Source organism: Nocardia sp. XZ_19_385 (assembly GCF_015355755.1).
Lineage (GTDB): Bacteria > Actinomycetota > Actinomycetes > Mycobacteriales > Mycobacteriaceae > Nocardia.
On record NZ_JACVEE010000001.1, the window covers coordinates 1,556,408 to 1,581,686 of the forward strand.

Consider the following 25,279-nt stretch of genomic DNA (forward strand, 5'->3'; position numbering starts at 1 on the left):
GTCATACGGTTGCCTCTCTGAGGTGCGGTTCTGTGACTGGGGCGGGGACGAGACGGGTCTTGCTCCATTCGCGAGCGATCTTGAGTACGAACGCTTCGTTTCCCACCCACGCGGGCGCGCACGCGTCCTGGTCGCGGTACCCCTCTTCGCCCTCGTCCAGGGCGGCGCGTAGCGCCTGGCACACCTGGGACGGGTCCGGGCGCGGGTCCAGACCGGCAAGGTAGGGAGCCGCCGAGATCATCGTGTCCTCGATCTCGATCAACATCCGATGCTCGGTCACCTGGGGCAGCGTTTTGCGCGCTTTGACGTGCAGACGCATTTCCGGACGGGCGTCCATCATGTCCGCCCACATCGGCTCGAGTATCGCGATATTGCGCGAGGCGGGGTCTCGGCGCAGCCGGATCGCCAGCGATGTGGCGATCGAGGGTAAGGCCAGCAGCATCAGCAGCGCGACCGGGGCCAGGAACAGCAAGTCATTGGTGCCCGCCCGGTCGATAGTGAGTTCGTCCTGACCTGCGGTGATCATCCAGCCGGTGAGGATGCGGGTCCACGCGTCGAGCTGCGAGACGGCGATACAGGCGATGATGACGCCCGCGAACACCGCGCGAGCGAGGCTCTGACGCCAATGCCACACCAAACTGACGGCGGTGACCAAGGGCAGCAACTCAGCGAGCGCGGTCGGCAGGGAATAGGTCATCAGATAGACCCCGGGCCGCCAGCCCGATAGCTCTTCGACCGCGATATTGGCCGCTCGCGCAGGGGCCGAGATCGCCGCGAGCGCGATCACGAGCACCGCGACGCCGACCCAGATCAGCACTATGGTGCTGTCGCGCACGGGTCTGCGCGCGTGCCACAACAGTCCGATCCACACGAGAGCGCCGGCCGCGCACAGCGCCGCCGCGTGGGTGGCAAGGCGGATATCGGCGAGTGCGATCCACCGTGTCAGCACCGACTGAACGGCCCGGTCGCGCAGCAGCGCGGTAAACCAGAACGACATAGCCAGCGTGGCCAATGCCCAGTCCAGGCTCAGGCGTTCGACGAGCACCGTCATGCGGGCTAGGACCACTGCCGCGATCCAGATCAGCAGTGCCGCCGCGAGCGGCTCAGATAGCGAGGATGTGGCTTCGGCGACGAGCAGAGGGCTTGGGGTCATCGCCACATCAGTTCGATGACCGACGCGGCACGGTGGCGTGCGCCGCTAATGTCGTCGGGCCGTCCGCGGCTCATGCCCGCGAGATGGGTTCCCAACCATTCCGCTTCCTGTTCCGCGACGGAGTCGAAGTGACTGCGCTGCATGATCTCGCGGACTCGTTCGGGGTCCAGGCCCTCGGCTAGCAACGAGTCGGTCACTTCGAATTGGTCGTCGCCTCGGTGTTCGAGCAGGACGTGACCGAACTCGTGCATGATCTCTTGCCGTTGGCCGCGAGGCGATCGCGCGGGGTCGTACTTGACGACGAGTTCCTGCTGCGTGACCCACAGAGCACCGCACCGTGAAACCGACGGCACATGCACCCGCCACGGGTCCAAGACGATCCGCTTGCCGAGCCGCCCGGACAGATACCTCGTGAACTCTCCGACCGTCCACGGCGGGGTAAGAGGAATTCCGTCCAGGATGCTCTGTAACCGGCTCTCATCCACCGCAGTCCCGACCTCCGAGTTCTGTACACGATCTCCATCTGTGCACACCCGCAGCGCACCCATATAGAAGTGACCGTTCAACTAATAGCTCCACAACATAATAGCTGGCACATAGCTGACGCGCCCTGACGATGTCTACAGCAGAATCCCGATCACAAAGGATTCCGGCAATCCGGTACGACTACGGCACCCCACCGATGACCTGGCGATCTCCGAGAGATGAAGAGCGGCGACGATCCGGACAAGAGCGTGCGGGATTTCACATCCGGTCGTTCACGGCTTCGATCTCGAAACGGTGCCACTGACCGCCCCTCGGGGCCGATATCGGTTCGAATCCGGCCCGTACGTGATTTAACTCACTCAATCGAGGATGGTCGAGCTTCATCGAAGTTGGTCGAAGTTGGCCGTGCCGGATAGTTGCTTTTACTTCGATTTAACCCTCTGAACTGCACATTGTGCGTTTGCGACAGCCTCCTTACCGTTCGATCCGTGGCTGGAAATCCGGTCGCTGGATTGCACGAAGGAGCTGTTGCTGATGAGGGAGTTACCGAGACGCCCGAGCTACCGCGTGCGCGGTGGCGCGGTAGCGATGGCGTCGATAGTCACGGTCGGCGCGGGCGCCGCCGTGGCGTCTGCGGCCGATCCATTCGCGGATCTCACCGCGCAAGGTTGCCCGGCGGTCTACGCGCTGGGCGTACAGGGCACCGGACAGTCCGCGCCGGACGCCCCGGTCACGACCGATACCGGGATGCTGTCGCAAGTGTTCGTGCCGCTACAGGCCGACGCCGACGCAGCCGGGGTGAAGATCTCACGGGCCTACGTCCCCTACGACGCGTCGTTCGGCGGCCTGGACAGGCCCGCCAATCCGGACACCGCATCGTATGAGCGATCGGTATCCGGCGGCCTCAAGTCGCTGGACAAGATGGCGAGCCAGATCGTCGCGGCGTGCCCGGCCACGCGGATCGCGGTCGCCGGGTACAGCCAGGGCGCGCACGTGGTGAGCATGTGGGCCAAACAGGTCGGGACAGGCTCAGGTGCGGTCGCTCCGTCACAGGTCGCGGCCGTCGCGTTGTTCGGTGACCCGGTGCGCGCGCCGGGCTCACCGACCTTCCCCGGCCGCGCCGGCCAGGACAGCCCCGACCCTGCTCCGGAGACCTCCGGCGCAGCGGTCGGCGAGTTGAGCGAGGTGCCTCAAGCGCCGACCTCGGGCGGTGGGATCGGTCCCGAGCGTGACAAGGCGGGCGGTTTCGGCGCGTTGGACGGCCGGGTGATGAGCGTGTGCGCCTCCGGGGACCTGGCGTGTGATGCGCCGTCGCACGCTCCGATTCTGGAAGCGGTCGCCAATATCGCGGGCCAGGCCGACAGCGGCGGTGATCCGTTGCGGGCACTGTGGAGCGTGACCCAAGCGCTGGCGTTCACGACGATCAAGACCGCGACGTCCGCGGTGAACGAGGACGTGAAGGGTGATTCGCTGGCGAATCTGTCGATCAATCCGAAGGTGAGCTTGTCGCAGCGGATCGCGGACGCCTCGGACCCACGGACTGCGCTGGCCCCCGGCGACGTGGTCCAGGCGGTGCTGAAAGTCGCGACAATCGGCTTCAATTCCGTTGCCGCCGTGGCGGAGACGCTGTTGACGCCGGACACGATCGCGTCAGTCGCGACAGCGGGATTGGCGAATCCTGTTGCGGGATTAGCTGTTTTCGGGGTCAAGCTGCTGGGTGCATTGCCGCAGTTGATGCCTCCACGAACGGCAATCGGGCTGGTCAAGAGCGCTTTCGAGGTGGTGACCACCAACATCAGCGACAACCGAGACTTGGTCGATACGGCGGTGTGGACGAAGTACTCCGATGCGATCACCAAGCACAACTCCTACGGGCAGAACCCGATCAGCGCCGACGGGCAGTCAGCGACCCGCTATGTCGCGGACTGGTTCGCCGCAATCGCACGCGACAGCGCGGGATCGGCGGCACCGAGCACTGCGGGCAAGGCCCAGCCCAGCCCGCAGAGCCGCACCGGGACCACGACCGCAACGCCTCGAGCGAGCGTGCCGCCGACCAGCACCAGTCGCCCTTCCGACAGCGCGCAATACCCCTGGGATCCATCCGGCGGGAGCGGACTCGAAGACCTGCCGATACCCGGGGCCGAGTCCACCGCCACCAGCACGACGGCTCCCCCCTCGCCCCCGGCGTCCGCGACGCGGACCCGATGAATCCGCCAGCAAGAGCCAATCAAACACCCCGACAGACAAGGGGTTTCGATACAAAGGAATTCGAGAACGTGAGAACAACGATGAAGACCGGCCGTAGTCGTGCGTGGCTGATGACCGCTGCGGCGGTGCCGGTCACCGCCGCGATCCTGTGCGGTGCGGTGGCACCGGCGGCGGCTGTCCCGAACGGGCAGGCCGGAGTCACCACCCAAACCCCGGGCGGCGGGCAGGCCGGGGTGACCTCCCCCGCACCGCCACCGCCCGCACCGCCAGTGGTGGACGAAGGCGTGCAAGGACCGACGGCAGCGCAGCCCTACACCACCCGCGCTGAGCCCGTCCCGCAGGCTCCAGCGCCCGCGATTGATCCTTCGCAGTTGCACGCCCCCGAGCCGGTGGCTCCGGTGCTGCCGATCCGCCCCGCGCCCGACACCGTGCGTATGGGCAGCCTCGAGGCCGCCCGCCCGGACTGGCTCCCCGAGGAATACGCCGACCAGATCAACTCTGGTGCGGCACTGGGTGAAGCACAGATCGCGCAGGTGTGGAACTCGGTCGGTGTCCCGGCGAACCGATCGGACCGCGTCGCGGCGGGAACGGTCGCTGGCGCGGTGATCGGTGGCGTCGCCGCTGCGATTCCCGGCGCTGTCGCCGGTGGCGCGGCTGGTGCGGTCGTGGGTGCCGGAGTCGGCGCGGTCGCCGGTGGCGCGGTCGGTGTCGGCGGGGCGCTGGTCGCGGGCGGTGCGGCCGGTGTGGGTGCGGCACTGGCCACCGGTGGCGTGGCCGCGATCCCGGCGATCGCCGCTATTCCGATCGTCGCCGGAGGAACGATCGGCACGGCGATCGCCGCAGGCGCGGTGATCGGAGCCGTGGCCGGAGCGGGGCTCGGCGCGCTCGGCGGCGGTGCCGCCGCCGGCCTGGCTGGAGCCGCTGTGGGCGGGGCGATCGGCGCTGCGGTCGGAGCCGGTTCCTAATCCCCTGTTCGTCCCGGTGGTGGCGCGGACTGGCGCACACAAGCGCCCAGTCCGCGCCACCGACCGAGAGCGATTCGAGCAACGACATCTATTGAGGAGGTGAAGAATATTGTCCACGCCCAACAACGGCCAAGCGGGCCACTGGAGCGACTGGCTACCGGCACCCACAGCGCCGGAGCAGATCAGCCAAGCCCACAACGACGGAGCCGAAATCGGTTCCACCGTAAGCGATGACGCGCACGCAGTGCGGAATTCGCGGCATCCGGGGCGATCGGTCTCGCGTGCGATTCGTCGCCACACCGTGGTGATCGGCGCGAGTGTGGCGGTCGCGGCGACCGTCGCCGGGATCGGATTGCTGTGGCCTGACGAGTCGAGCGTTCCGGTGCCCGCGAAGACGGCCAGCCCATCCGTATCCACCACCGCCAGCGTTCCGGCAGCGCCACGCCCTGACCCCACGCTCGGAGGCGGGCCAGGATGCGAGCCGACCCGCACCCCGAACCTCTTGCGCGGCAACGGAACCGGCTCTCTGTCCAACGGCCCGGACGCCATCCTGGCGTTCGAACACGCCTACTACACGCAGCGCTCGGGCACTGCGGCGCGGGCGGCGACGACACCCGATGCCGCCGTTCCGACCGCGCAGGAGATCGACGCCGGAATCGGCACCCTCGCACCCGGGACCGCTGCCTGCGTCGTGATCATCCCAGCGGCTCCGGATCTCTACCGCGTCTCGATCACCGAGACCGGCTCCGGCGGTGAGAAGCGCAACTTCACCCAGCTGATCACCACAACGAACCTCGGCGGCTCGCACCGAATCACCGGTATCACCGCCGCCGATTCCTAACCCTTCCCACTCGGCACACGCCCGAACCCCGGCATCGCTGTGCCCATCTGCATTTTCGAACGGAGTAACGACATGTCCACTACCGCAACCCAAATCGTGCACGTGGAGTATCCCGGCGGCGCACGCTTCGTCTACCGAATCCCCGTCCACGAAATCGAGGCATTCGTTGCCGCCGCACGCCTGCTCGGCGTGTGGGTCAGCATCGTGCGCGAGCTACGCCCGCGCCACCTGCGCAGCGTTCCCACACAGGCCGCCGCGTGAGCGAGCCGATCCCCGCACAGGATGCCCACGGTGGGACGCCGATCTGGGATCGGCCCATCCCATACAGCGGTGGCCGCGCGCCGATGCTGTGGCTACTGGGCGCGCACGGCGGCGCGGGTGTGAGCACCCTGGAACGGGTCCTCGCGCCCGCGGCCGATGCACAGCGCCGTTGGCCCGGCGTGCTCGACGGCGAATCACCGTTCGTCGCGGTCGTCGCACGGGAAACACTCGACGGTTTGGCTCGCGCGCACGAGCTGCTGCGCCAGCACCGCGCCGGGAACGCCGGACCCAGCCGCGTTCTCGGGCTGATCACCTGCGCCCACCAACCCGGACGCGTCCCCCTCGACATCCGCCGCTACCGCCGCGTCATCGACGAGCTAGTCCCCGAAAGCGGGCGCTGGCGCGTGGGCTGGCAACCCGCCTGGCCGCTGACCCAACGCAGCGACCTACCGGTGTGGACACCGGACAGCCCCTACCCCAGCCGTGGCAGCGACCCCCTGGCCGCCGCGCGCGGACTGGGCCAAAACCTCTTGGCCGCCGTGAGCGCCACCGCGACCGAGGACACCACCGACCGACTACCAGGAGCAACAGCAGCATGATTCTCGAAACAGTCCACCACGCAATCGTTTTGGCCGTCGACGACATCCAGCCCGAAGCGCCGCCCGGTTCGGGGCAGATCCTGCGCTTGGTCCGCTACCTGATGTGGTTCGTGATGTTGTGCGGCGTGGCCGCGATCATCTACGCGGGCGGCAAGTTCGGGTGGGAGAAATGGAACGGCGCCACCCTGGAATCACCGAAGATGGTGGCCGCCGCCGCAGTCGGCGGGATCATCGCCACCAGCGCGTCCAGCCTGATGAACGCCGTCGTCCTGTCCTGATGCCCACCATCGCCTACAAGCAGTTACCCGCCTCGGTGACCGGGCCGCTGGATCAGCTGTGGGGCTGGGGCGCGTGGTTCGCGCTGACCATCTGCCTGGCCTGGCTGATCGCCGCTGCGGGCCGGCTGTGGCTGGCACACCGCCACGGCGAACCGATCTGGTCCGAAGGCACCCACAGCATCGTGATGAGTCTGCTCGGCGCGATCCTGGCCAGCAGCGCCGCCGCCGTCGCGACAGCCGTGCTGTCGCCGTTCTGACGCATCGCCTCTCGGCGCACCAATAAGTCTGCGCCGCAATCTTTCTCAAGGAATCAACTATGTCTCTGCTTTCGCATGCCCAAAACAGGGCAGCACTGAGCGGCCTAGCCGTTGCCCTCGTGGCAGCGGCGGCCCTGTCCGGGTGCGGGTCCGACTCGGAATCGAGTGCGCCGCAACCGGATCTGACCAGCGTCCCGGCCGGGTTGCATTGGAACAGCTTCCAAGGCATCGCGATCCCTGCCGGGGAGGACGGACCGGCCACGAATGGTGTGACCGCGACCGGCTACCGACAGACGCCGCAAGGCGCGGCGCTGGCGGCCATCGCCCACACCGTGCGCCTGTCCACGGCCGACAACACCACCTGGGCACACATCACCAACGCAGAAGTGGCCCCCGGCCCGGCACGCGACGCCTGGACGTTGGCGCGGGCACGCGTCAAGATCGCCCGGCCCGCCGACCCCGCCACCGCACCCCGAATCCTCGGCTATCAGATCACCAGCTACCAGCCCGAACGGGCAACGGTCAACGCGGTCAGCGCCTACCCGGACAAGAGCCTGGCCGCCACCGCCATCGCGGTGGTGTGGCAGCGCGGGGACTGGCGGCTCGAGCTGCCCGACCCCGCCGCCACCACGCCCACCGTCTCCGCGATCGGTTCGGTTCCGACCGATGGTTTCGTGCGGTTGGAGGGCACGCGGTGAAGCTGCGCGAAACCACCTCCACCGACACCGGCCACGATGCGCCCCCAGATCAGCGGCGCGGCAAACAGATCGGATTGATCGCCGCCCTCGCGGTGGTCGCGCTGGTCGTCGTCGGCGGGGTTGCCGCCCTCAACGTCGGCCACGACAGCGCCACCCCGACGACGAACGAGCCGGTCTCGGCGCCGGGTCACGGCGATTCGACCGCCACCGGTTTCGACGTTCCCGCGACCGATGTATTCGGTCGGCGCGTCGATACACCCCGCAATACGGCCGGTCAGCCATTGCCGCAGACCGGCACCGGACGCGCTGCGGGTGATTCGGATTGGCTGACGGGCGCGCCCGTGCTGCCTGCCCGGGGTGGATGGCAGCGAGTCGGCGGGGCGTCGGTGCCCTTCTCCACCTCCGATGGACCGACCCGGGTAGCCGATGGTGTAGCGGCCGGGTGGGCGCACACCCCACAAGGCGCAGCACTGGCGGCGGTCTACGCCGGCTACCAGGTCAACGCCCGCCCCGGCAACCGCACCGTGCGCGAGCGCCTGATCATCAATCCCGCCAACCGATTACGAGAATTCGAGGCGAACAAGGCAGCGGGACGCCTGCCGGACCAGCTGCCGGAGAACCTGACTCGGTACTTCGTCGCCCCGGATGCCTTCCGGATCGACAGCTACGCGGAGGACATGGCCGTGGTCGCGATCGCCACACGCAGCGTCGATGACAACGGGTCACCAGCGTGGACGGCCACCCAGATCGTCATGGTGTGGGACGGCGGGGACTGGCGGCTGCAACCGCCGCCCGGCGCCACACCTCCCCAGCACGCCATCTCGACGCTGACCGGGGGGTGGATCAAGTGGTGATCGCCACCGCGTTCAGCGGTCGCACGGACCGCAATCGACTGCACCGGAGCCTGTTCCGAGTGCTCGTGCTGTTGGTCGCCGCGCTGGCCGTCGGCCTTGCCGGAGCGGGTGCCGCGACGGCGCAGCCGACGCCCGACACCGGCGGATCGTACGGGTTCGACCAGACGTGCAACGACATGCACGATGCCCTCTCCAGCGTCGGAATCCCCGGCACTCCATTGGATTTGGGCAACGCTGTCTCCGCAGCCTGCAAGGGCGCGAACGTGGCTTCCCATCCGGGCCAGGCGGTGTCCGCGGTGGCGGATGCGGCGTGGGGTACCGCGTTCGGTCAGGTCGTAGAGTCGCTGATCTCGGGATTGAGCCAGGCCATCGTGCTATCGCTCTCGTTCTGGGCGCACCTGCCTACCGCGATCACCGACAGCCCGGATCTGTTCTCCAAGATCTCCGACTACACCTATCAGCTCCAGTGGTACCTGCTCGCCGCGAGCGTCATGCTGTGCGGAATTCGCCTGGCCCAGGCACGACGCCACGCCATGCACGACGCCGCGCACGACACCTTCAAAGTCTTGGCGCGCACCATCTTCGCTTCCACCATGTGGAGCGCGGTCCTGGTCGCGGGCACCCACGCTTCGGATGCCCTGGCGAATTGGATTCTTAGCGAAGCCGCCGGGGGTGACCCGAAGGCGGCGGCGAAAGCGTTGGCGCAGACAGCGGGGTTGTCGGTGTTCTCGCCGGGTCTGGTGCTGATCCTGGCCTGCGTCGGCATCCTCGGCGCACTCGCACAGATCGTGCTGGCCGTCGTGCGCGAAGGACTCCTGGTCGTGGTCGCTGGAGTGCTGCCGCTGGCGGCTGCCAGCTCGGCCACGAACTCCGGGCGCGGTCTCTACGACCGGCTCATCGGCTGGTCGGTGGCGTTCCTTCTGTACAAGCCTCTCGCCGCGCTGGTGTATCTGATCGCGTTCACCACCGTCGGGGACACCGCCCTGGACCCCACCGGCGGCGCAACCGTCGATGCCGAATCGGCGCAGCGCGCCCTGGTCGGGCTGGTGCTGGTCTGCTCGGCCGCGCTCACTCTGCCCGCCCTGATGCGCTTGGTCTCCCCGATCGCGGGCATGAGCGGTGGCTCCGGCGCCGCAGCGGCAGCCGGAGCGGCGACCGCGGTCGCCGCCGGGGTCTCGATGACCGGCGGGTCCGGCGGATCGGCCGGGACGGGCGCGGCCAGCGCCAAAGGCGGCGCGGGAAGCATCTCCACCACCGCCACCGGCCACAGCGGCGGCAGTAGCTCCCCGGGCGCGATTCCACTGCGCAGCCCTACCGCGAGCGGCGGAGCCAGCGGCGCGACCGCGACCGCCGCGAAGGCCGCCGGCCCGGTCGGCGTCGCCGCCGCCGCAGGAATCGGGTTGGCAAGCAAGGGGATTCAAACGATGCAGTCGACCGTCGAGCAATCCGCGGCACCCAACGGCGCACCACCTCCGACACGCCCCTACTCCGGCCCGTCCGGATCGCAAGTGCCGCGATGAGCGCCCCCGCCGCGTCGCAGCGGCGCACCTACGGCGGATGGTCACGACCCCGCTCGGAAGGGATGTTCGGCCTCGCCTGGGAGGCCACCGTTCTGGGGTTCGTGTTCGTGGTGATCGCGATGGTGACCGCCGTTTTCGCCAGTTTCACCGCCGCCCTCGTCGTGGCGGTATTTCAAGCAATCGTGTGGGCTCCGTTGGCTTTTCGGGTCAACGGGCGCACCGGGTATGAGAGGGCTTTGGTTATGGCGCAGTGGTTGCGCACCTGGGCACGCAAAGAAAACATCTACCGCAGCGGCACGTTTTCACGGTTCGGGACCGCGAAACTTCCCGGCCTGCTGGCACTTTCGCGCCTATATGAAGGCGTCGACGCCGATCAGTACCGGTTCGGCATGGTCCACATGCCCAAACAGGGCCTCTACACCGTGCTACTGCGGGTATGGCCCTCGGGCGCGGAGAACGTCGATCAGGCCGTCATTGATCAATGGGTCGCAGCCTGGGGTGGATTCGTCGCCTCCCTCGGCGGTGCCAGCGATATCGTCGCGATCACCCCGGTGCTTTCGACGGTCCCCGAGACCGGTCACCGCCTCGCCGGTGAGGTCGCCGAACTGACACGGCCGGACGCGCCGGAGATGGCGCGGGCCATGATGGCCGAACTCGCCGCCACCCTGCCCTCGCACACAGTTCAACTCGACGCGTGGTGCTCGATCACCTTCCGCGCCACCACCGCCGAACGGCGACGCGAACCCGCAGAGCAAGCCGTAGAGATCGGACGCCGACTACCCGGCATCGTCGCCGCGCTCGCCCAGGCCGGGGTGCGGACCCGGCCGATGACAGCGGCCGAAGTCACCGCGACGGCGCGCCGCAGTTTCGACCCCGCCGCCGAAGCCGACCTGGAAACCGCCGCCGCGAGCAGTGACGGTCACGGGCTGGGCTGGGATGATGCCGGGCCGATCTACTACCACGAACGGGTCGGACGTCTCGAGCACGACGGCGTGGTCTCGACCACGTGGGAAATGGACTACGCCCCGTCGGGCACGGTGGACGAACGCGTGTTGCAGCGGCTGCTGGCCCCGACACCGGACCTACCGCGCAAGCGGGTGGCCCTGGTCCTGCGTCCGCACGCGGCTGCCGACGCGGCGAACATCGTCGACGACGATTTCAAAAACGCCCTCGTCGCACAGCAATCGGGCAAGGGCGTGGTCTCTGCGCACGCGATGCTGCGCGTCGGTGCGACCGAGCAGGCCCGCGAAGAACAGGCGCGCGGACATGGCGTGTCGCGGTTCGGCGTCCTGGTCACCGTCACCGTTCCCGCTGGCAGCGATCTGCCGCGTATCGACGCCCTGACCGGTGATTTGTCCGACCAGGCTCGATTGCGGATTCGGCGTGCCTACTACTACCAGGCCGCCGCGTTCGCCGGCTCGCTCGGCGTGGGGGTCCTGTTGCCGCAGATGGCGACTCTGCCTCGGGTGATGTCGGCATGACCGGTAAACGATCCTCCCCCGGCCGCAACACCGAGAATCCGGCCCGGCGCCGCGCAGGCGGACCGCGCTTGCTCGACACGGCGGAACGGGAGCGGCTGGAACGCCGTACCGCTGAGGGCGGAGTCCTGGGGTCGGGATGGGCGCGGCTGCGCCTGCGCACCGACAACAACCGCCATGCCAACCACGCCAATCGCCCGGATAATGTGACCGGCCCGCAGGTGACCTTGTCGGGGGCCAGCGGTGCGGGCGGCGGGCGGTGGCGAAGCATCGCCCGCCCGGCCGAATGGCGTGGCACCACCGCCCAAATCGCGGGGCTATGGCCGTGGTGCGTGGGTGCCGGTGCGCCGCTGCTGGGTACCCCGCTCGGCTCGCACCTGACCACGGGTGCGCCGGTGTGCTTCGACCCGTTTAATTGGTTCTCGCGCGGCAGCTTCCTGACCGCACCGAGCCTGTTTGTGTTGGGCCTCAACGGATTCGGCAAATCCTCACTGGTGCGGCGGATCGTGCTGGGCGGCATCGCCCAGGGCGTCACACCATTGATCCTGGCCGACGTCAAACCCGACTACCGCTCCACCGTGCTTGCCTGCGGCGGCCAGGTGGTCGATGTCGGCTACGGGCACGGCCAGCTCAACCCCCTAGACCCGGCACTACTCGGCAAGGCGATGCAGCAGCTGCGCGCGTCCGGGCGGCACGAGGCGGCCGAGAACGTGGCCGCTGAATTGCGCGCTCGCCAAACCAATCTCATCGCCGGACTTGTCGAGTTGATCCGCGGTGAGCGGATCGCCGACTACGAAGACACGCTGATCTCCACCGCGCTACGCCTGCTCAACACCCCGGTAGCCGAGGGCGGTCGCGGTTTCACTGTCGACTCCCCCGCGATCCTGGACGACCTGCTGGAGGTGATCACCGGCGGCGGTGAGGAATTGATGCTCGACGCCGCTGCTGCGACATCACAACGGTACGCGGAAGCGATTGTGCCGCTGCGCCGTTCGCTACGGGCGCTGACTCAGGGGCCGTTCGGGCAGGTCTTCAACGGGCAGACCACCGTGGCCCTGGATCTCGAGGCTCCAGCGGTGTGCGTGGATGTCTCCCACATCCCCACCGGCGACACCAAACTCAAAGCGGCGGTGATGCTGTCGTGCTGGGCGATCGGTTTCGGGTCCATCGAAGCGCTGAACATGCTCGCAGAGAATGGAATCGGCAAACAGCGCGTGTTCCAGGTCGTCATGGACGAGCTATGGCAAGTCCTCGGTTTGGGTGAGTTCATGGTCGCCCGCGTCGACGAGCTGACCCGGCTGCAACGCTCCCTGGCCGTGTCGCTGATCCTGATCAGCCACTCCGTACGCGACCTGCACAACATCGGCGGCACCGCCGGCGCAAGAGCGCTCGGTTTCCTCGAGCGCTCCCGCGCCAAGATCCTGGGCGCGCTACCCGCCGAGGAACTGGAACTGCTGGACGGCATCGTGAAACTCACCGGCGCCGAGGCCGACATGGTGACGAGTTGGTCAGCGCCCCAAGCGTTGACCGGTGAACCCCTGCGCCCGGGGATGCCCCGGCCGATGGCGGCCGGGGTCGGAAAATTCTTGCTCAAGGTGAGCGAGGACCGCAGCCCCGGCATCCCCTTCCAGCTCCACCTCACTGACGTGGAGCGAATTCGCGGGATTCACAGCACTTCAGAGTTGTTCTCTCAGTTTCACCGGGATGCGGCGGGAGGTATGGCCGCATGAGCGTCCGCCGATACCGGCTTGTCTCCGAGGACGTGCGCGCGGCGGCGGTCGCGCGGTGTCGCGACATGATCGCGGTGGGCTCTTCCCAGACCGCCGCCTGCCGAATCGTGGCGGCGGGTTTAGGAGTGCACTACAACACCGTCCGCAACTGGGTTCGCGACAGCCCCAACCCCGACGCGCACAACGGGGTCAGCCCGCGCCTGGCCGCAGAGCTGGCCAAGGCACGCGCCGAACTACACGCCGCGCTCGGGTTGAACCGCGAGCTGATGACGATGCTGCACGACCGCGAACGAGCCGTGCAGCGATGACCGCGAGCGTGATGAAGGCGGTGAGCGCGGCCTCAGCGCTGCTGCTCACCGCCGTGATGCTGATCGTGATCGTGGTGTCCGGGCAAGAAGTCCCCGGGTGCGCGGTCCCGGCTCCGATGGGACAAGGCACCACCTCCGGCACCGACACCTCGCGAGATCCGGTCAGCCTGGCCGGATACGACAGCAAACAACTCGAGCTGGCCCGCCAGATCGTCGCGGTCGGTGAGCAGCGCCAGATCCCCGAAAACGGGATTCTGGCGGCGCTGATGGCCGCAAGCACGGAATCGGGACTCAAGAATTACGCCAATTCCGGTGTGCCGGAATCACTGTCGTATCCGCATGACGCTGTGGGATCGGACCACGACTCCGTGGGCCCATTTCAGCTGCGGGTCTCGATCTGGTCGGGCCAGCTCGGCGGCATGGCCCAACTGATGAACCCGCTGCGTCAGATCGGCTGGTTCTACGACCAGCTCCTTGCCGTGCAGGGTTGGCAGACCCGCGACGCGGCCGACCTCGCCCAGGCCGTGGAACGCTCGGCGTATCCCGACGCCTACGCGACCAAACGCGAGGCCGCCCACGCGCTGCACCGGGAATTCCGCGGCACCGCCGCGCGAACCCCGGCGACCCCGGGCGTGATGTGCGAGCTGGGACCGGCCTCGGGAGTCGACGGACCGCAAAACGGTAGCGGTGGTTCGGATTTCGGGAAACGAGTCCTCGCGGCAGGGATGCGAGGGATCGGGTTGCCGTACGTGTGGGGCGGAGGCGACGCCACCGGCCCCACCGGCGGTGGATTCGATTGCTCGGGACTGACGTTGTTCGCGGTCGCCCAGGCATCGGAAGGCCAAATCGTGCTGGGGCACTACACCGGCGACCAGCAACGAGACTCCCGAGGTGCCCCGGTCGCGCTCGACCGGATGCAACCCGGCGATCTCATCTACTTCACCTCCCCAGGTGAGGCCGATTCCCACCACACCGGGATCTATGCGGGGCTCGATCCCGCCACAGGGGAGCCGCAGCTCCTCAACGCACCGACCTTCGGAATCCCGGTGCAGGTGCAGCCCCTCTCTGACTTCGCATCAGACCGGATGGACGTGCGGAGATTCGATGCCCAGCAACAGGATTCACGGCCATGACCGATGCACACACGGAAGACGACGCAATGACACCAACGATCGCGAGAAGCCTCCGCGCACGTCTCGGCGTGGCGGCGAGCCTGATCATGCTCGCGCTCGCAGCGGCTGGATGTGGGACAGCGACCGAGCCCGCCGCGCCTCCGGCCCAACCGGGCGCGGAGATCGTCGCGGGCATCGACACCGGCGACGCCCTGGCGGTCATGGTCGCGGCTACCGAGACCGCCTACACCTGGACCCCGGGGCCGGACCGCGACAGCGCGGCCGGAGTCGACCGCGCCAGCGGACTACTCACCGAGCAATACCGCGCTCAGCTCGGAGCCACCGCCTCCGGGTTGGCAGCCGTCCCGGCTGGCGTGTGGGCACGCTGGACACACGAACACGCCTCGATCACCGCCACGGCGGTAATCACCCCCGACAATCACCCCGGCGACACCGCCCAGACCCGCCAGCGCGTCGTGGCGCTGACCCAAAAGACCAACGGCACAAGCGAACCCGAACGCCGCTCGGTGCTGTACGTCACCGCCTCCGCCACCCCCGGCGGGTGGCGCGTCTCGCTGATCGCGCCCCGATGAACGCGTGCGCCATTTCCGGCCCGCTGCGGGCCGAGGGCAGGCGACGCGGGCAGTCCGCGGTGCCGCTGGCGCGGCGTCGGCGCGGCGGTGCGCTGGCTGGGGTTGTCGCGGGCGGGGCCACGGTGAGGTCTCTCGCCCGAGGCGACTGGGCACCCGGTGGCGGGGTGCCGTGTGCGCGGAGAACCAGCATGGTCACGGCCTGGTCGTTGGCAAATCCGGACTCACCACACGGTGGCTCGACACCGCCGCCGAAAAACTGCCCGAAGACACTCGCTACCCGCTCGCCGGGAACTTTTTCGACTGCGCCGCAACCGCATTGGCCCACAACCCGACACGCGACCCCACAGGTCCCCGCCACCCACGGCACCACCACCGGGCGGACAGCCGCCCCAGGCGAGGAGACCACCACCATGAACCACACCCCCGACAACCACACCCACCACACCGCCACCACCGACTACACCACCGGTCTCCGGCAAGCCGATCTCGCCGCCGCTCTCGCCCTCGACCACGCCGCCGTGGCCGAAGCTCTCGAGGCGTCCGAGGACGCACGCGAGCACGCAGCGACCCCCCGCCCCCGAGGCCGGACGAGTAGCGCCGGTGTCACAGCTGGCGCGCGCGTTCGGTGTACGGGTGCCGATGACATTGATCCTGGTGCTCGGCTCCGCTCAGGGGTACATGCCTTGGCAGGCGGCCCTGGCCGTGGTGGTCGTCAGTGAGCTGGCCGTGGCCGGCGGCAGCGTGGCCCGCCGCTCGACCGGCAAGGAGAGCCCCGCGTGAACGGCGACAAAGACCCCGCGCTCGGCAACCGGGAAGCCCTCGGGCTGCTGATCGCGGGGGGCACCGCGACCGGTGCCGGGACGCTAATCTCCCTGGCCGCCCACCTGGGCTACCGTCTGGACGGCCGGGCCACCGACACACTCGCGATCAACCCCTTGGTGTTGATCGTGACCACTGCCGCCGGGCGGGTCGCCTGGCCGTTGACGGCCACCCTCGCACTCGTCGCCGAACTCCTCGTCCTGGCGACCGTGACAGTGCTGGCGGCGCGGTGGTGGAAGGCCCACCGCCCCGCCCGGACGTGGATCGACGCAAAGGCCAAGCAACTCGCCTTCGGCGCAGACCTGGCGCCGCTGACCGAATCCGCGGTCACGGCCAAAGCCACGATGCTCGGAGCCACGGTGCCCGAAGACTCGGTTCCGGGGCTGTCGCTGGGTATCGCGGTCGCCGACCGCCAACAGCTGTGGGCCGATTTCGAGACCCTGCATATCGACATTTGGGGACCGCGCCAGGGCAAAAGCACCTCGCGGGCGGTACCGGCGGTGTGCGAAGCCCCCGGCCCGGTGATCGTCACCAGCAACAAACGCGATCTCGTCGACGACACCCGCGGCATCCGCGAAAAACAAGGCCGCTGCTGGATCTTCGACCCCCAGGCCGTCGCCGACTCCGACGATCCGAACTGGTGGTGGAACCCGCTCGCTTCCGTCCGCACAGAGGTCGACGCCGCCCAGCTGGCCTCACACTTCGCCGACGGCGACGACGGCCAGTCAGCCAAGAAGGACGCATTCTTCGACCCCGAGGGCGAATCCCTTTTGGCCGCACTGTTCTTGGCCGCCGCCGTCGCCGGGGAGCCGATCACGCGGGTGTACGAGTGGATCTCCGATCCCGATGATCTACAGCCGGTGCGGATGCTCGAACAGCGCTGGCCGCTGATCGCGACCGGGCTGCGCGCCCAGTACGAACTGGACCGCCGCACCCGTAGCGGTGTGTTCGCGACCGGGCGCAAGATGGCGGCGAGCCTGCGCCTGGAGTCGATCCGGCGATGGGTCACCAGCGACGGCCCCGACGACAAGCGGCCCCAACTCGACCCCGCCGCGTTGGCGACCAGTCGAGACACCCTCTACATGCTGTCACTGGAAGGCGCGGGCAGCTGCGGACCTTTGGTGAACGCCCTGACCGCCTCGGTTCTTGAAGCCGCTACCCACATCGGTTCCAAACAGCCCATGGGCCGCCTGTCGACGCCGCTGGTCTGCGTGCTCGATGAAGCGGCCAACGTGGTGCGCTGGCGCGATCTGCCGAAGCGATACTCCCACTTCGGATCTCGCGGAATTCTGGTGCTGACGATTCTGCAATCGTGGTCTCAGGGCGTCCGCTGCTGGGGCGCGGAAGGAATGGAGGCGCTGTGGTCGGCCTCCGGCGTCCGCGTCGTCGGCTCCGGCGTCGACGACAACGAGTTCCTGCGACGCCGCTCCGACAGCATCGGCGACCGTGAACAACTGCGCGGCACCCTCACCCGCCACAGCGGCTCGGTCTCCCGGTCCTGGCAGCTCACCGATAAACGCATCCTCACGCTGGCCGACCTCACCGCGATCCCGCGCGGGCGCGCGCTGATCTGGACCGCCGGAATGAGGCCCGTGCTTGTCGAGACCGTGCCGTGGATGCGCCGCCCCTACGCAAACCTCGTCGCCGCCTCCCGCGCCCACTACGGACCAACCCAAACCCTCACTGTGACAACGCCTCCGGAGCGCCCAGGCCATAGACGAAAGGACGGGCCGCGATGATCGAGGACCCAGATCCGATGATGGGCGAGGAGATCGAGTTCCGTCCCCGCCGGCCCGAATCCGCGGACACCGAGGAAGCCGGTCCTGCACCGGCGGCCCCACCGAAACCCGCGTTCACCAATCTGGTCGACTTCGTGCAGAACCGGCTGGTGATCATCTACCGGCGGGTACCCGACAGCTCGACGCGGCGATGGTGCCCGGAGTGGTGGCGCCACGACGAAGCCGTACTGCGACTGTTCGCATTGTGGCGCGCCTACGAAGCACTACGCCGCGACGACAACGGCTTGGGCCTGTCGAACTGGTGGCTCCAGCACGCCGACCCTCACATGCGGGTCCTGATGTCGGTCGACGGCCCCTTCGAACTGTGCAAGAAGGGCCACAAAGACGGCGACGACGACGGAAACCCGCACTACGGCATCGCCCCACTACCCCACGTCGAAGCCGACCGGGAAGCATTCGCCGCCCTCGGCGCGTGGACGGACAACGAAATCGACCGCGCCGCCTAGCCTTTCCCGCGCACACCCGCCGGGCGCGATCCAAATACTCATGCAGACAAAGGAGACCGCTGATGGCGGATGATGAAATCGGCCGCGAAACAGCAGCGGCTCTACGTACCACGCTCCAGGTCGCGGGCCTGCTGGCCGAGCACTGGGGTCGGCGCACAGCATCGCAGGCACAAGCAGCAACCGCACGCCACGAAGCCCGAGCCCGAGAGTCCGCAGCCCGGTGGCAGGCCCAGCAACGCAGCGCCGAAGCGTACTTGCGCACCACCGCCAGCACCGGCTGGTGGCGCGAGGCCAGCCGCAACGATGTCACCGAAGCGTGGTGCACCGCGCGGCAATGGCGCCAGCATTCCGCCGTCGCCGCGACCGCCGAAAAACGGCTCACCGCCCAGATTGCGGAGCGGTACGGAATCGACCTAACCAGAACGATCGCGATCGACGCACCCGCCGACGCGGCCGCGATTCACCACCTGCTCACCCGAGCTGCGTGGCGACAGGCCCTCGCACCCGACGACACCGTCCACGGTGACGCCCTCGCCGACGATCCCGCCACCCGCCGCGCCGAGAGCGAAGCCCTCTACGCCCTCGTCGCCGAGCACGCCCGCGCAACCCGCCTCGCCATCGACGACGGCCAACACGACGCGACAGCGGCCGTTGCGGAGGCTGGATTGCAGGCAGTCGGGCACGGGCAGCAATGGCTGCGGGAGTTCGACCGCGCGCCCGAGCTGGCCTACGCACGCGTCCTGATCGCGCCCGACGCCACGACTCGGCTCGCGATCTACGACAGCGCCCAAAGGCTGCACAGCCACGAGAACAACCCGCTGATCAGCGACCAAGGACGTAGCGCGCGGATCGCCAGCGAGGTGGCGGTAGTCGAAGAACTCGGCGAACCCGCCCGCACGTGGCTCGAGGCATGGCGAGCCGACCCCGAGACGGCTTATCACCATGTGCTCGACAACCGCCACATCCACAAGGAACTGGAAGGCCGAGCCGAGAAGATAGTCAGCGCACAGCGCCGCGACGCCGAAACCCTCCTGCGCGGCCGGACCGAGAAATGGTGCGCCACGGCCGGACGCGCCGAAATTCTCGACGCGTGGAGCACGGCCCGAACCTGGCGCGAGGACTCTCCCCTGGCCGCCACCGTCCATGACCGGCTCAACAGCCAGATCCTCGAACGTTTCGGCCTGGACCTCACTGCCGACCACGCAACGGACCTGGACCAGGTCCGCGGCTTACTCGACCAAGCGGCCTGGCGGGTAGCTGCCGCCAAAATGGACCCCACCGCAGTAACAGCGGCCCAGGCCGAGACCGACGAACACCAGCGTCACGAACATGACCAGCTCTACAAACTGGTAACAGACCATTCGGCCGCCACCGACGAGTACCTGAGTCACGGCGACAACCGCAGCAACACCAGCGATCCCGGACGCGGTCAGCGCGCGACAGCGATCAGCGCCGCCGAAGATCAGCTACGCGATCTCGGGCCGCTGGGGCAACGATGGCTGCGCGAGTTCGACGCCGACCCGCACCGCGCCTACGCCCGTGTCCTCGTCGCCCCTGATGCCCCGACGCGCCGCCAGCTGCACGACGCCGTGCAGCAGCTCCACGACAGCCAGATCACCGGACCTACCCGCACTCCACGTCTGGACCACGATCAGGCGGTCACCGCTGTGGAAGCCACCGGCGACGCGGGCCGGCGGTGGCTGGAGGCGTGGCGATCGAACCCTCACGCAGCGGTACGCCGAGTTCTCGAAGATCGGTACACGGTGACCGAATCCCTGCGAGCGCCAAAACAACCGGCCTCGCGGCCGACGAGACGAGGCCGGGCGGCGTCGCCGCGCCGGGAACCGAGACCACGACCGCAGCCCAAGACCTGGACAGTTTCGGATCTGGACAAAGCCCGCGGCTGGTTGGCCGAGCACGATCCGGAATGGCTCGCCGTACGCGACTGGAAGATCGCCAACTTGAGCGACACCACATCCGGTCGACAGAGCGTCGAAAACGCCATCGTCGAACGCTACCGGCACGCGACCAGCCCCGATCCAGTCGAACGTGAAGGCGCCCGCGCGACGGCGATAGCTGACCACAACAGCGCGGAACGCACCGACGCGATCCAGACCCAGCTGGCGAATCGAGGAGTTGATCCTGCGCTGCAACGAATCCGAATGAGCCTTGAGCAAGACAACGCTATCCCGCTCCATGCGGTCGTGGCGAGACCAGTCGGCCATGCTGCGGAACAGCTCGCCGACCAGCCACGAGGCGTTGAACTGGATCAAGATCTCGGCCGCGCCCCCGATGACGCGCTATCCCTCTGACCCGGCCGACTCGGTGGTAACAGATATCGACATCTGCCTACCCGAAGGCATGATCATGTCATGCCTTCGGATACCTTGACCGCCGCAGTTAGCAGCCTGCCCACCATGGTTGACCGGTTGTCTCAACTCGTCCACTGCGAGTCGCCTTCAAACTCGGCCGCTCACCTTGAGAAGTGCGCAGATCTCTTGGAACCATGGCTTAGTTCGGCTCTCCGTCGCCCGTCGACGATCACCCGGGTCGGCGAGAACGTGCACCTTGTTGCCCGCGCGCCGAGCCCTCGGGTGCTGATCCTCGGCCACTTCGACACGGTCTGGCCAGTAGGAACTATCGACAGTTGGCCGTTCTCAGTCGATAGTGAGTCCGGAATTGCCACTGGCCCCGGCACTTTCGATATGAAGGGCGGAATCATCCAGGCGCTCACCGCGATCGAGCTGCTTACCGATACGGATCGCGTCAGCGTTCTTTTGACTAGCGATGAAGAGATCGGCTCGATGAGTTCCCGGCTGTTGATCGAGGAGTTGGCGCGCGAAGCGGGCGCTGTGCTCGTATGCGAGCCCACTGCGGACGGGGGTGCAGTGAAGGTCAGCAGAAAAGGGATCGCGAACTACGCCGTGCGGGCGACTGGCCGCGCGGCCCACGCCGGCCTCGAACCGCAGCGTGGCGTGAATGCCACAATCGAGCTGGCGCACCAGATCCTGCGCATCTCTGCGTTCGGCGATCCTGGCTGTGAGACTTCCGTCGTTCCGACACGGGTTACGGCCGGGACGACGTCGAACACTGTTCCAGAATCCGCGGAGGTTCACGTCGACGCGCGTTCGTGGACGATTGCCGAACTCGAACGGGTGGATTCAGCGATGCATGGGTTAACCGCGCATCTCTCCGGTGCCACAGTGGCTGTTTCAGGCGGGATCGAGCGGCCCCCATTCGAGGAGCCCATGGCTCGATGGCTCTACGCCGAAGCGGCCGGAGCCGCAACCGATCTCGGACTCGGTGAGTTGGCAGCGGTCCGTTCGGGAGGAGGATCGGACGGCAACATCACCGCAGCACTCGGAATTCCTACACTCGACGGACTCGGTGCGGTGGGAGGGCACCCGCACGCGCGTGACGAACACGTGATCGTCACCGCGATGCCGGAACGTGCGGCACTACTCAGCCTGTTGCTGGCTCGGCTGGCGGTTCGTTCCGCCGATCACTGATCGGTGGTATCAAGAACCTATGCGAGTACTGATCCTTGGCGGCTCCTGGTTCTTGGGCGCGACGATTGCCGAACAGGCGATCAGGAAAGGTGGCGCTGTATCGACATTCCGGCGAGGACGGACCGGGTCGGAGGTAGCTGGAGTCGATTCGATCCGGGGCGATCGCACCAATGCCGACGACGTTGCCCGGCTGGCTGCTCGCGGTCCGTGGGATCTGGTGGTGGACACCAGTAGCTACGTACCGAACGAGACGCTGGCGTTGGCACGGGCACTGGAACCGGTCGTGGACAGGTATTTGCTCATCTCGTCCGTGTCGGCCTACGAGAGGTGGCCCACCGAGCCGCTGACAGAGGATTCGCCCACCCTGGATTGCCCTGCTGATGCCGGAGCGGACTACGGCTACGACGGCGACCCCGGACCATCGCAGTACGGTTTCGGCAAAGCTGGCTGCGAACGCGCGGTGCTCGAGACTTTCGGAACGGCCCGGACGGCTATTCTCCGCCCCGGAGTGATTCTGGGTCCTCGCGAATACGTCGGGCGCCTCGACTGGTGGCTGCGGCGCATGCAACGCGGTGGACGCGTGCTAGCGCCAGGACGGCCCGATCGGCGAATTCAGCCCGTTGATGTCCGCGATGTCGCCGACTTTGCACTGGTCCCCGGGTTGTCCGGGATGTTCAACGTGACAGCCACCCCAGCCAGGGAGACGATGGCGGATCTTCTCGGGTCCTGCAACGAGATCACCGGGAACAACGCAGATCTCGAATGGGTCACCGACGAGCATTGGCTGGCCGAGCAAGGTGTTCGGCAGTGGACCGAACTGCCGTTATGGCGCACCTACGCGGGTGCGTGGGCGGTCGATTCCTCGCGTGCAAACGCCGCTGGACTCGTCACACGCCCCCTTCGCGATACCGTGGCCGACACCTGGGCCTGGCTTCAAGACGGGGGTGCCTCGGTAGAACATGAACGGTCCGCCGAACTCGGCATCACCGCTGACCGAGAGCGAGCGATACTCGGGCTTTGGGATGCAGTCCAGCTCGACCACTGCGGGGCTTAGGCTGGCGGGAGCGCACGCACCGCCGCCGTGCGAGCGAGCGAGATCGTCGTGAAATCTTCGATTTTGGCTCCGAGTTCAATGGCCTCCGCCGCACCGCGAAATCGCGCGGTTCCCAACGTCTTCGCGAGAGCGTTCAGACGTTGGGCAACTGCCTCGGTGCGCTTGCTCGGTTCCACCTTGAAAACACCCGCCAGCGCATCGGCTGCACCGGCGAGATCACCGCGCAGCGTCCGGGCCGCACCGAGATCCACCTGTGCACTCAAAGCTCCCGCTCCCCAACGATTTGAATCCGGGACTTCGGCGAACAACGCGACGGCGGCTTGAGCTTCCTGCTCAGCACGTTCACCGTCTCCGAGTACGACATAGGCCGCGCCGGCGCAGAGTCCCCGGCGTGGCAAATCGAAAGCCAACTCGCCGCCAATGTCATCGAGGAAGGCGTCGGCGCCCGCCCGCTCGAGTTCGGTGCTGGCCGAATCCAGCTCTTCGCGTACCTCATCATGGGCTCCGACGAGAGCCAAGGCACGAGCATTCACGCTGTGCAGGCGCGCCCTGGCTGTCCCCCGGGGCGCATCAGGCAAGGCAGCGGCAGCAATCTTGTGGGCTTGGCGAGGCGTACCAGCCCAGAAGGAAGCGGTAACTTGCAATGCGCGAGCCCACGCCTTGAGCGAGGGGTGATCTATCGCGCAGCCGTAGCTGTATGCCGCACGTGCTTGCTCGTCGGCTGCGCCGAGCAAGCCCAGATCCCATGAGACGGACGAAAGCAGGCCACAAGTCTGTCCAGCCAGCAGATACAGATCCGCCGCCTGAAGAGGTTTGCGGGTCCGGTCCATCTGGACGTAGATCAGGTTACGCAAGGCCACCAGATCGGTCAGCATCTCCATGGTGGGCGTCGTGTAATACGCGCGGGCAGCTTTATCCGCGGCGGCGTGTAGATGTTCTAAGGCCGAGGGATCGAGCGCGGCTGCCGCCGCGATGGCGTGGCTGACCGATTCGTGCGCTGCGTTCACCGCGAGCTCCTGCTCCGTACGAGTGAGGATCTTCTCCAAGGGTGGGCCGGTGAGGACGGAAATGTGCTCCCCGAACCAAAGCTCGAGTACGCGTCGTGCTGAGTCACGAGGAACCGCGACGCCTCGGAGCCACCGCTGCGCGGCGCTGGTTGACAACGGGACGAGATTCGCGAATCCGAATGCAGTGGCTTGGGTGTCGAACTCTCGCTTGAACTCCGACAATCCGAGTCCCTGCTGTAACGCCAGCTGTTCCAGGCGTGTGCGCGAGCTGTGTTCGAGTTCCATCCAAACCTCCACCCACGGGACCAACGGTAAATACATTCCACCCTCCGGAGCGAGCGCCGGGTAGAAGAGACCAGATAGAGACCACAAGAGACCACCGAACGCCCATGCAACGACCTACCGATACAGGCGATGCTCAAACAACCTCCGGCGGCGGTTGATCTCGAATCGCCGCCGCCGGTTGAATCCAACTCATCGCAGATTGCACGGGGGTGCATCGTTATGGGCCTCGAAGATCTTGCTCGACTAGTGCGTGGTGATGCTATGACTCCGCTACCGCCACCTCCTCCCACGCCGCCGGCTGAGGTGGCCCGGTTCCTGTCCGTGTGCACGGCGGGCGGTGTAACCGGGCGTTGCGCAGCCACGGCGATCGTGGGCCGCGACTGTTCCGGCGACGTTCTCATCGCTCCCCGATGCGGACTGCCTGATCTGCCCGCCGAGTACCGCCCCACGGTGCCGGTGGCTGACTACGGCTCTGACCAAGTGCTGGGAGAGGATCGGATGATCACCGGCGATATGCTCTGCGACCGCGATCAAGACATTTGTTACCGGTTGCAAACCATGTGCGACCTGCCTGCGAGCCTCGACCCGGCTGGGCGCATCACTGTCACCATCGGCGACGAGACTCAAGGGCTAACGACACCAAGCGAACTCGGTGAAGAGATTCGCGAGTTGCTGAAGGGCCGAAACGAACTCGGCCCGGTGATCTGGCATAGGTCGCATCGGTGGACGTTCCTGGCCCGCCGCTCAGCGAGGACCGCAGAATCCGCACAATACCGGCGCGCACTGCGACGCACAGACTCGAGAGTCATGCCCGTCGGCGAAGTCGTCGCTCTGCCTTCGCTGTACAGCAATGAGGAAGAAGCCAAGATCCGCAAGTGGGTGCATCCGCCATTCACAACGTTCAGGCCCGACCTGAAAATCCTGCTCGAAGCACTTTCCGAGTGCGAGATGTCGGTCAGGCGCTCATGAAGGAGCATCGGAACGCGATCGGGTATCTGGACACTGGCATGTCCGGCCAT

The 25,279-nt window shown here is 67.4% G+C and carries 25 protein-coding genes; 22 read left to right on the forward strand and 3 right to left on the reverse strand.

The window, feature by feature from the left end; genetic code table 11:
- Nucleotide 1 precedes the first annotated feature (1 nt).
- On the reverse strand, nucleotides 2-1,153 hold the full coding sequence (locus tag IBX22_RS07210) for a DUF6545 domain-containing protein (protein WP_194814552.1): 1,152 nt from the start codon (nucleotides 1,151-1,153) through the stop codon (nucleotides 2-4).
- On the reverse strand, nucleotides 1,150-1,638 hold the full coding sequence (locus IBX22_RS07215) for an ImmA/IrrE family metallo-endopeptidase (RefSeq protein ID WP_162958371.1): 489 nt from the start codon (nucleotides 1,636-1,638) through the stop codon (nucleotides 1,150-1,152). Before IBX22_RS07215 ends, IBX22_RS07210 begins: the two co-directional genes overlap by 4 nt.
- A 535-nt stretch (nucleotides 1,639-2,173) precedes the next feature.
- On the opposite strand from IBX22_RS07215, the gene IBX22_RS07220 reads away from it, so the two are divergent.
- From IBX22_RS07220 to IBX22_RS07320, 21 genes are all read left to right on the forward strand, one after another.
- Nucleotides 2,174-3,847: a cutinase family protein gene (locus tag IBX22_RS07220; protein ID WP_228538238.1), complete on the forward strand. Its 1,674-nt coding sequence runs from the start codon at nucleotides 2,174-2,176 to the stop codon at nucleotides 3,845-3,847.
- Nucleotides 3,848-3,915: 68 nt separating this feature from the next.
- Nucleotides 3,916-4,812, forward strand: a complete 897-nt coding sequence (locus IBX22_RS07225; RefSeq protein ID WP_194814553.1) for a hypothetical protein — start codon at nucleotides 3,916-3,918, stop codon at nucleotides 4,810-4,812.
- A 109-nt stretch (nucleotides 4,813-4,921) separates the two neighbouring features.
- Nucleotides 4,922-5,653 carry a hypothetical protein gene (locus IBX22_RS07230; protein ID WP_194814554.1) on the forward strand — a complete coding sequence of 244 codons (732 nt, stop codon included), beginning with the start codon at nucleotides 4,922-4,924 and terminating at the stop codon, nucleotides 5,651-5,653.
- Between the two features lie 72 nt (nucleotides 5,654-5,725).
- Nucleotides 5,726-5,914 (forward strand): hypothetical protein, encoded by a 189-nt coding sequence (locus IBX22_RS07235; RefSeq protein ID WP_194814555.1) that lies wholly within the window; start codon nucleotides 5,726-5,728, stop codon nucleotides 5,912-5,914.
- On the forward strand, nucleotides 5,911-6,513 hold the full coding sequence (locus IBX22_RS07240; RefSeq protein ID WP_309234470.1) for a hypothetical protein: 603 nt from the start codon (nucleotides 5,911-5,913) through the stop codon (nucleotides 6,511-6,513). The genes IBX22_RS07235 and IBX22_RS07240 overlap by 4 nt, the downstream gene beginning before the upstream one ends.
- On the forward strand, nucleotides 6,510-6,791 hold the full coding sequence (locus IBX22_RS07245; protein WP_194814556.1) for a hypothetical protein: 282 nt from the start codon (nucleotides 6,510-6,512) through the stop codon (nucleotides 6,789-6,791). Before IBX22_RS07240 ends, IBX22_RS07245 begins: the two co-directional genes overlap by 4 nt.
- The gene (locus IBX22_RS07250) at nucleotides 6,791-7,048 is read left to right on the forward strand and encodes a hypothetical protein (protein WP_228538239.1); all 258 of its coding nucleotides are present in this window, start codon (nucleotides 6,791-6,793) and stop codon (nucleotides 7,046-7,048) included. Before IBX22_RS07245 ends, IBX22_RS07250 begins: the two co-directional genes overlap by 1 nt.
- Nucleotides 7,049-7,107: 59 nt before the next feature.
- Nucleotides 7,108-7,746, forward strand: a complete 639-nt coding sequence (locus IBX22_RS07255) for a hypothetical protein (protein WP_228538240.1) — start codon at nucleotides 7,108-7,110, stop codon at nucleotides 7,744-7,746.
- The gene (locus IBX22_RS07260; protein WP_194814557.1) at nucleotides 7,743-8,600 is read left to right on the forward strand and encodes a hypothetical protein; all 858 of its coding nucleotides are present in this window, start codon (nucleotides 7,743-7,745) and stop codon (nucleotides 8,598-8,600) included. Before IBX22_RS07255 ends, IBX22_RS07260 begins: the two co-directional genes overlap by 4 nt.
- 59 nt (nucleotides 8,601-8,659) lie before the next feature.
- Nucleotides 8,660-10,120: a hypothetical protein gene (locus tag IBX22_RS07265; protein WP_194814558.1), complete on the forward strand. Its 1,461-nt coding sequence runs from the start codon at nucleotides 8,660-8,662 to the stop codon at nucleotides 10,118-10,120.
- Nucleotides 10,117-11,601 (forward strand): SCO6880 family protein, encoded by a 1,485-nt coding sequence (locus IBX22_RS07270; RefSeq protein ID WP_194814559.1) that lies wholly within the window; start codon nucleotides 10,117-10,119, stop codon nucleotides 11,599-11,601. The genes IBX22_RS07265 and IBX22_RS07270 overlap by 4 nt, the downstream gene beginning before the upstream one ends.
- Entirely contained in the window at nucleotides 11,598-13,328 is a 1,731-nt protein-coding gene (locus IBX22_RS07275; protein ID WP_228538241.1) for a hypothetical protein, read from the forward strand. The genes IBX22_RS07270 and IBX22_RS07275 overlap by 4 nt, the downstream gene beginning before the upstream one ends.
- Nucleotides 13,325-13,636 carry a hypothetical protein gene (locus tag IBX22_RS07280; RefSeq protein ID WP_194814560.1) on the forward strand — a complete coding sequence of 104 codons (312 nt, stop codon included), beginning with the start codon at nucleotides 13,325-13,327 and terminating at the stop codon, nucleotides 13,634-13,636. Before IBX22_RS07275 ends, IBX22_RS07280 begins: the two co-directional genes overlap by 4 nt.
- Nucleotides 13,633-14,769: a C40 family peptidase gene (locus IBX22_RS07285; RefSeq protein ID WP_228538242.1), complete on the forward strand. Its 1,137-nt coding sequence runs from the start codon at nucleotides 13,633-13,635 to the stop codon at nucleotides 14,767-14,769. Before IBX22_RS07280 ends, IBX22_RS07285 begins: the two co-directional genes overlap by 4 nt.
- Nucleotides 14,766-15,341 (forward strand): hypothetical protein, encoded by a 576-nt coding sequence (locus tag IBX22_RS07290; protein WP_194814561.1) that lies wholly within the window; start codon nucleotides 14,766-14,768, stop codon nucleotides 15,339-15,341. The genes IBX22_RS07285 and IBX22_RS07290 overlap by 4 nt, the downstream gene beginning before the upstream one ends.
- Nucleotides 15,342-15,941: 600 nt before the next feature.
- Nucleotides 15,942-16,121, forward strand: a complete 180-nt coding sequence (locus IBX22_RS07295) for a hypothetical protein (RefSeq protein WP_194814562.1) — start codon at nucleotides 15,942-15,944, stop codon at nucleotides 16,119-16,121.
- Nucleotides 16,118-17,899 (forward strand): type IV secretory system conjugative DNA transfer family protein, encoded by a 1,782-nt coding sequence (locus IBX22_RS07300; protein WP_194814563.1) that lies wholly within the window; start codon nucleotides 16,118-16,120, stop codon nucleotides 17,897-17,899. The genes IBX22_RS07295 and IBX22_RS07300 overlap by 4 nt, the downstream gene beginning before the upstream one ends.
- Nucleotides 17,896-18,405 carry a DUF4913 domain-containing protein gene (locus IBX22_RS07305; RefSeq protein WP_194814564.1) on the forward strand — a complete coding sequence of 170 codons (510 nt, stop codon included), beginning with the start codon at nucleotides 17,896-17,898 and terminating at the stop codon, nucleotides 18,403-18,405. Before IBX22_RS07300 ends, IBX22_RS07305 begins: the two co-directional genes overlap by 4 nt.
- A 62-nt stretch (nucleotides 18,406-18,467) precedes the next feature.
- Nucleotides 18,468-20,717, forward strand: coding sequence for a hypothetical protein (locus IBX22_RS07310; RefSeq protein ID WP_194814565.1), 2,250 nt, complete (start codon nucleotides 18,468-18,470; stop codon nucleotides 20,715-20,717).
- Nucleotides 20,718-20,777: 60 nt separating this feature from the next.
- Nucleotides 20,778-21,914, forward strand: coding sequence for a M20 family metallopeptidase (locus IBX22_RS07315; protein ID WP_194814566.1), 1,137 nt, complete (start codon nucleotides 20,778-20,780; stop codon nucleotides 21,912-21,914).
- 19 nt (nucleotides 21,915-21,933) lie between these two features.
- Nucleotides 21,934-22,968, forward strand: a complete 1,035-nt coding sequence (locus IBX22_RS07320) for an NAD-dependent epimerase/dehydratase family protein (RefSeq protein ID WP_194814567.1) — start codon at nucleotides 21,934-21,936, stop codon at nucleotides 22,966-22,968.
- Here IBX22_RS07320 and IBX22_RS07325 read toward each other — a convergent pair.
- Entirely contained in the window at nucleotides 22,965-24,260 is a 1,296-nt protein-coding gene (locus tag IBX22_RS07325) for a hypothetical protein (RefSeq protein WP_194814568.1), read from the reverse strand. The genes IBX22_RS07320 and IBX22_RS07325 overlap by 4 nt on opposite strands.
- A 129-nt stretch (nucleotides 24,261-24,389) precedes the next feature.
- On the opposite strand from IBX22_RS07325, the gene IBX22_RS07330 reads away from it, so the two are divergent.
- On the forward strand, nucleotides 24,390-25,229 hold the full coding sequence (locus IBX22_RS07330) for a hypothetical protein (RefSeq protein WP_194814569.1): 840 nt from the start codon (nucleotides 24,390-24,392) through the stop codon (nucleotides 25,227-25,229).
- The last annotated feature ends 50 nt before the right edge of the window (nucleotides 25,230-25,279 follow it).

Coding starts and splice junctions, on each gene's coding strand:
- IBX22_RS07210 (WP_194814552.1), bottom strand. CDS start 1,153: ATGACCCCAAGCCCTCTGCTCGTCGCCGAAGCCACATCCTCGCTATCT.
- IBX22_RS07220 (WP_228538238.1), top strand. CDS start 2,174: ATGAGGGAGTTACCGAGACGCCCGAGCTACCGCGTGCGCGGTGGCGCG.
- IBX22_RS07235 (WP_194814555.1), top strand. CDS start 5,726: ATGTCCACTACCGCAACCCAAATCGTGCACGTGGAGTATCCCGGCGGC.
- IBX22_RS07245 (WP_194814556.1), top strand. CDS start 6,510: ATGATTCTCGAAACAGTCCACCACGCAATCGTTTTGGCCGTCGACGAC.
- IBX22_RS07250 (WP_228538239.1), top strand. CDS start 6,791: ATGCCCACCATCGCCTACAAGCAGTTACCCGCCTCGGTGACCGGGCCG.
- IBX22_RS07255 (WP_228538240.1), top strand. CDS start 7,108: ATGTCTCTGCTTTCGCATGCCCAAAACAGGGCAGCACTGAGCGGCCTA.
- IBX22_RS07270 (WP_194814559.1), top strand. CDS start 10,117: ATGAGCGCCCCCGCCGCGTCGCAGCGGCGCACCTACGGCGGATGGTCA.
- IBX22_RS07275 (WP_228538241.1), top strand. CDS start 11,598: ATGACCGGTAAACGATCCTCCCCCGGCCGCAACACCGAGAATCCGGCC.
- IBX22_RS07280 (WP_194814560.1), top strand. CDS start 13,325: ATGAGCGTCCGCCGATACCGGCTTGTCTCCGAGGACGTGCGCGCGGCG.
- IBX22_RS07285 (WP_228538242.1), top strand. CDS start 13,633: ATGACCGCGAGCGTGATGAAGGCGGTGAGCGCGGCCTCAGCGCTGCTG.
- IBX22_RS07290 (WP_194814561.1), top strand. CDS start 14,766: ATGACCGATGCACACACGGAAGACGACGCAATGACACCAACGATCGCG.
- IBX22_RS07305 (WP_194814564.1), top strand. CDS start 17,896: ATGATCGAGGACCCAGATCCGATGATGGGCGAGGAGATCGAGTTCCGT.
- IBX22_RS07310 (WP_194814565.1), top strand. CDS start 18,468: ATGGCGGATGATGAAATCGGCCGCGAAACAGCAGCGGCTCTACGTACC.
- IBX22_RS07315 (WP_194814566.1), top strand. CDS start 20,778: ATGCCTTCGGATACCTTGACCGCCGCAGTTAGCAGCCTGCCCACCATG.
- IBX22_RS07320 (WP_194814567.1), top strand. CDS start 21,934: ATGCGAGTACTGATCCTTGGCGGCTCCTGGTTCTTGGGCGCGACGATT.
- IBX22_RS07325 (WP_194814568.1), bottom strand. CDS start 24,260: ATGGAACTCGAACACAGCTCGCGCACACGCCTGGAACAGCTGGCGTTA.
- IBX22_RS07330 (WP_194814569.1), top strand. CDS start 24,390: ATGCTCAAACAACCTCCGGCGGCGGTTGATCTCGAATCGCCGCCGCCG.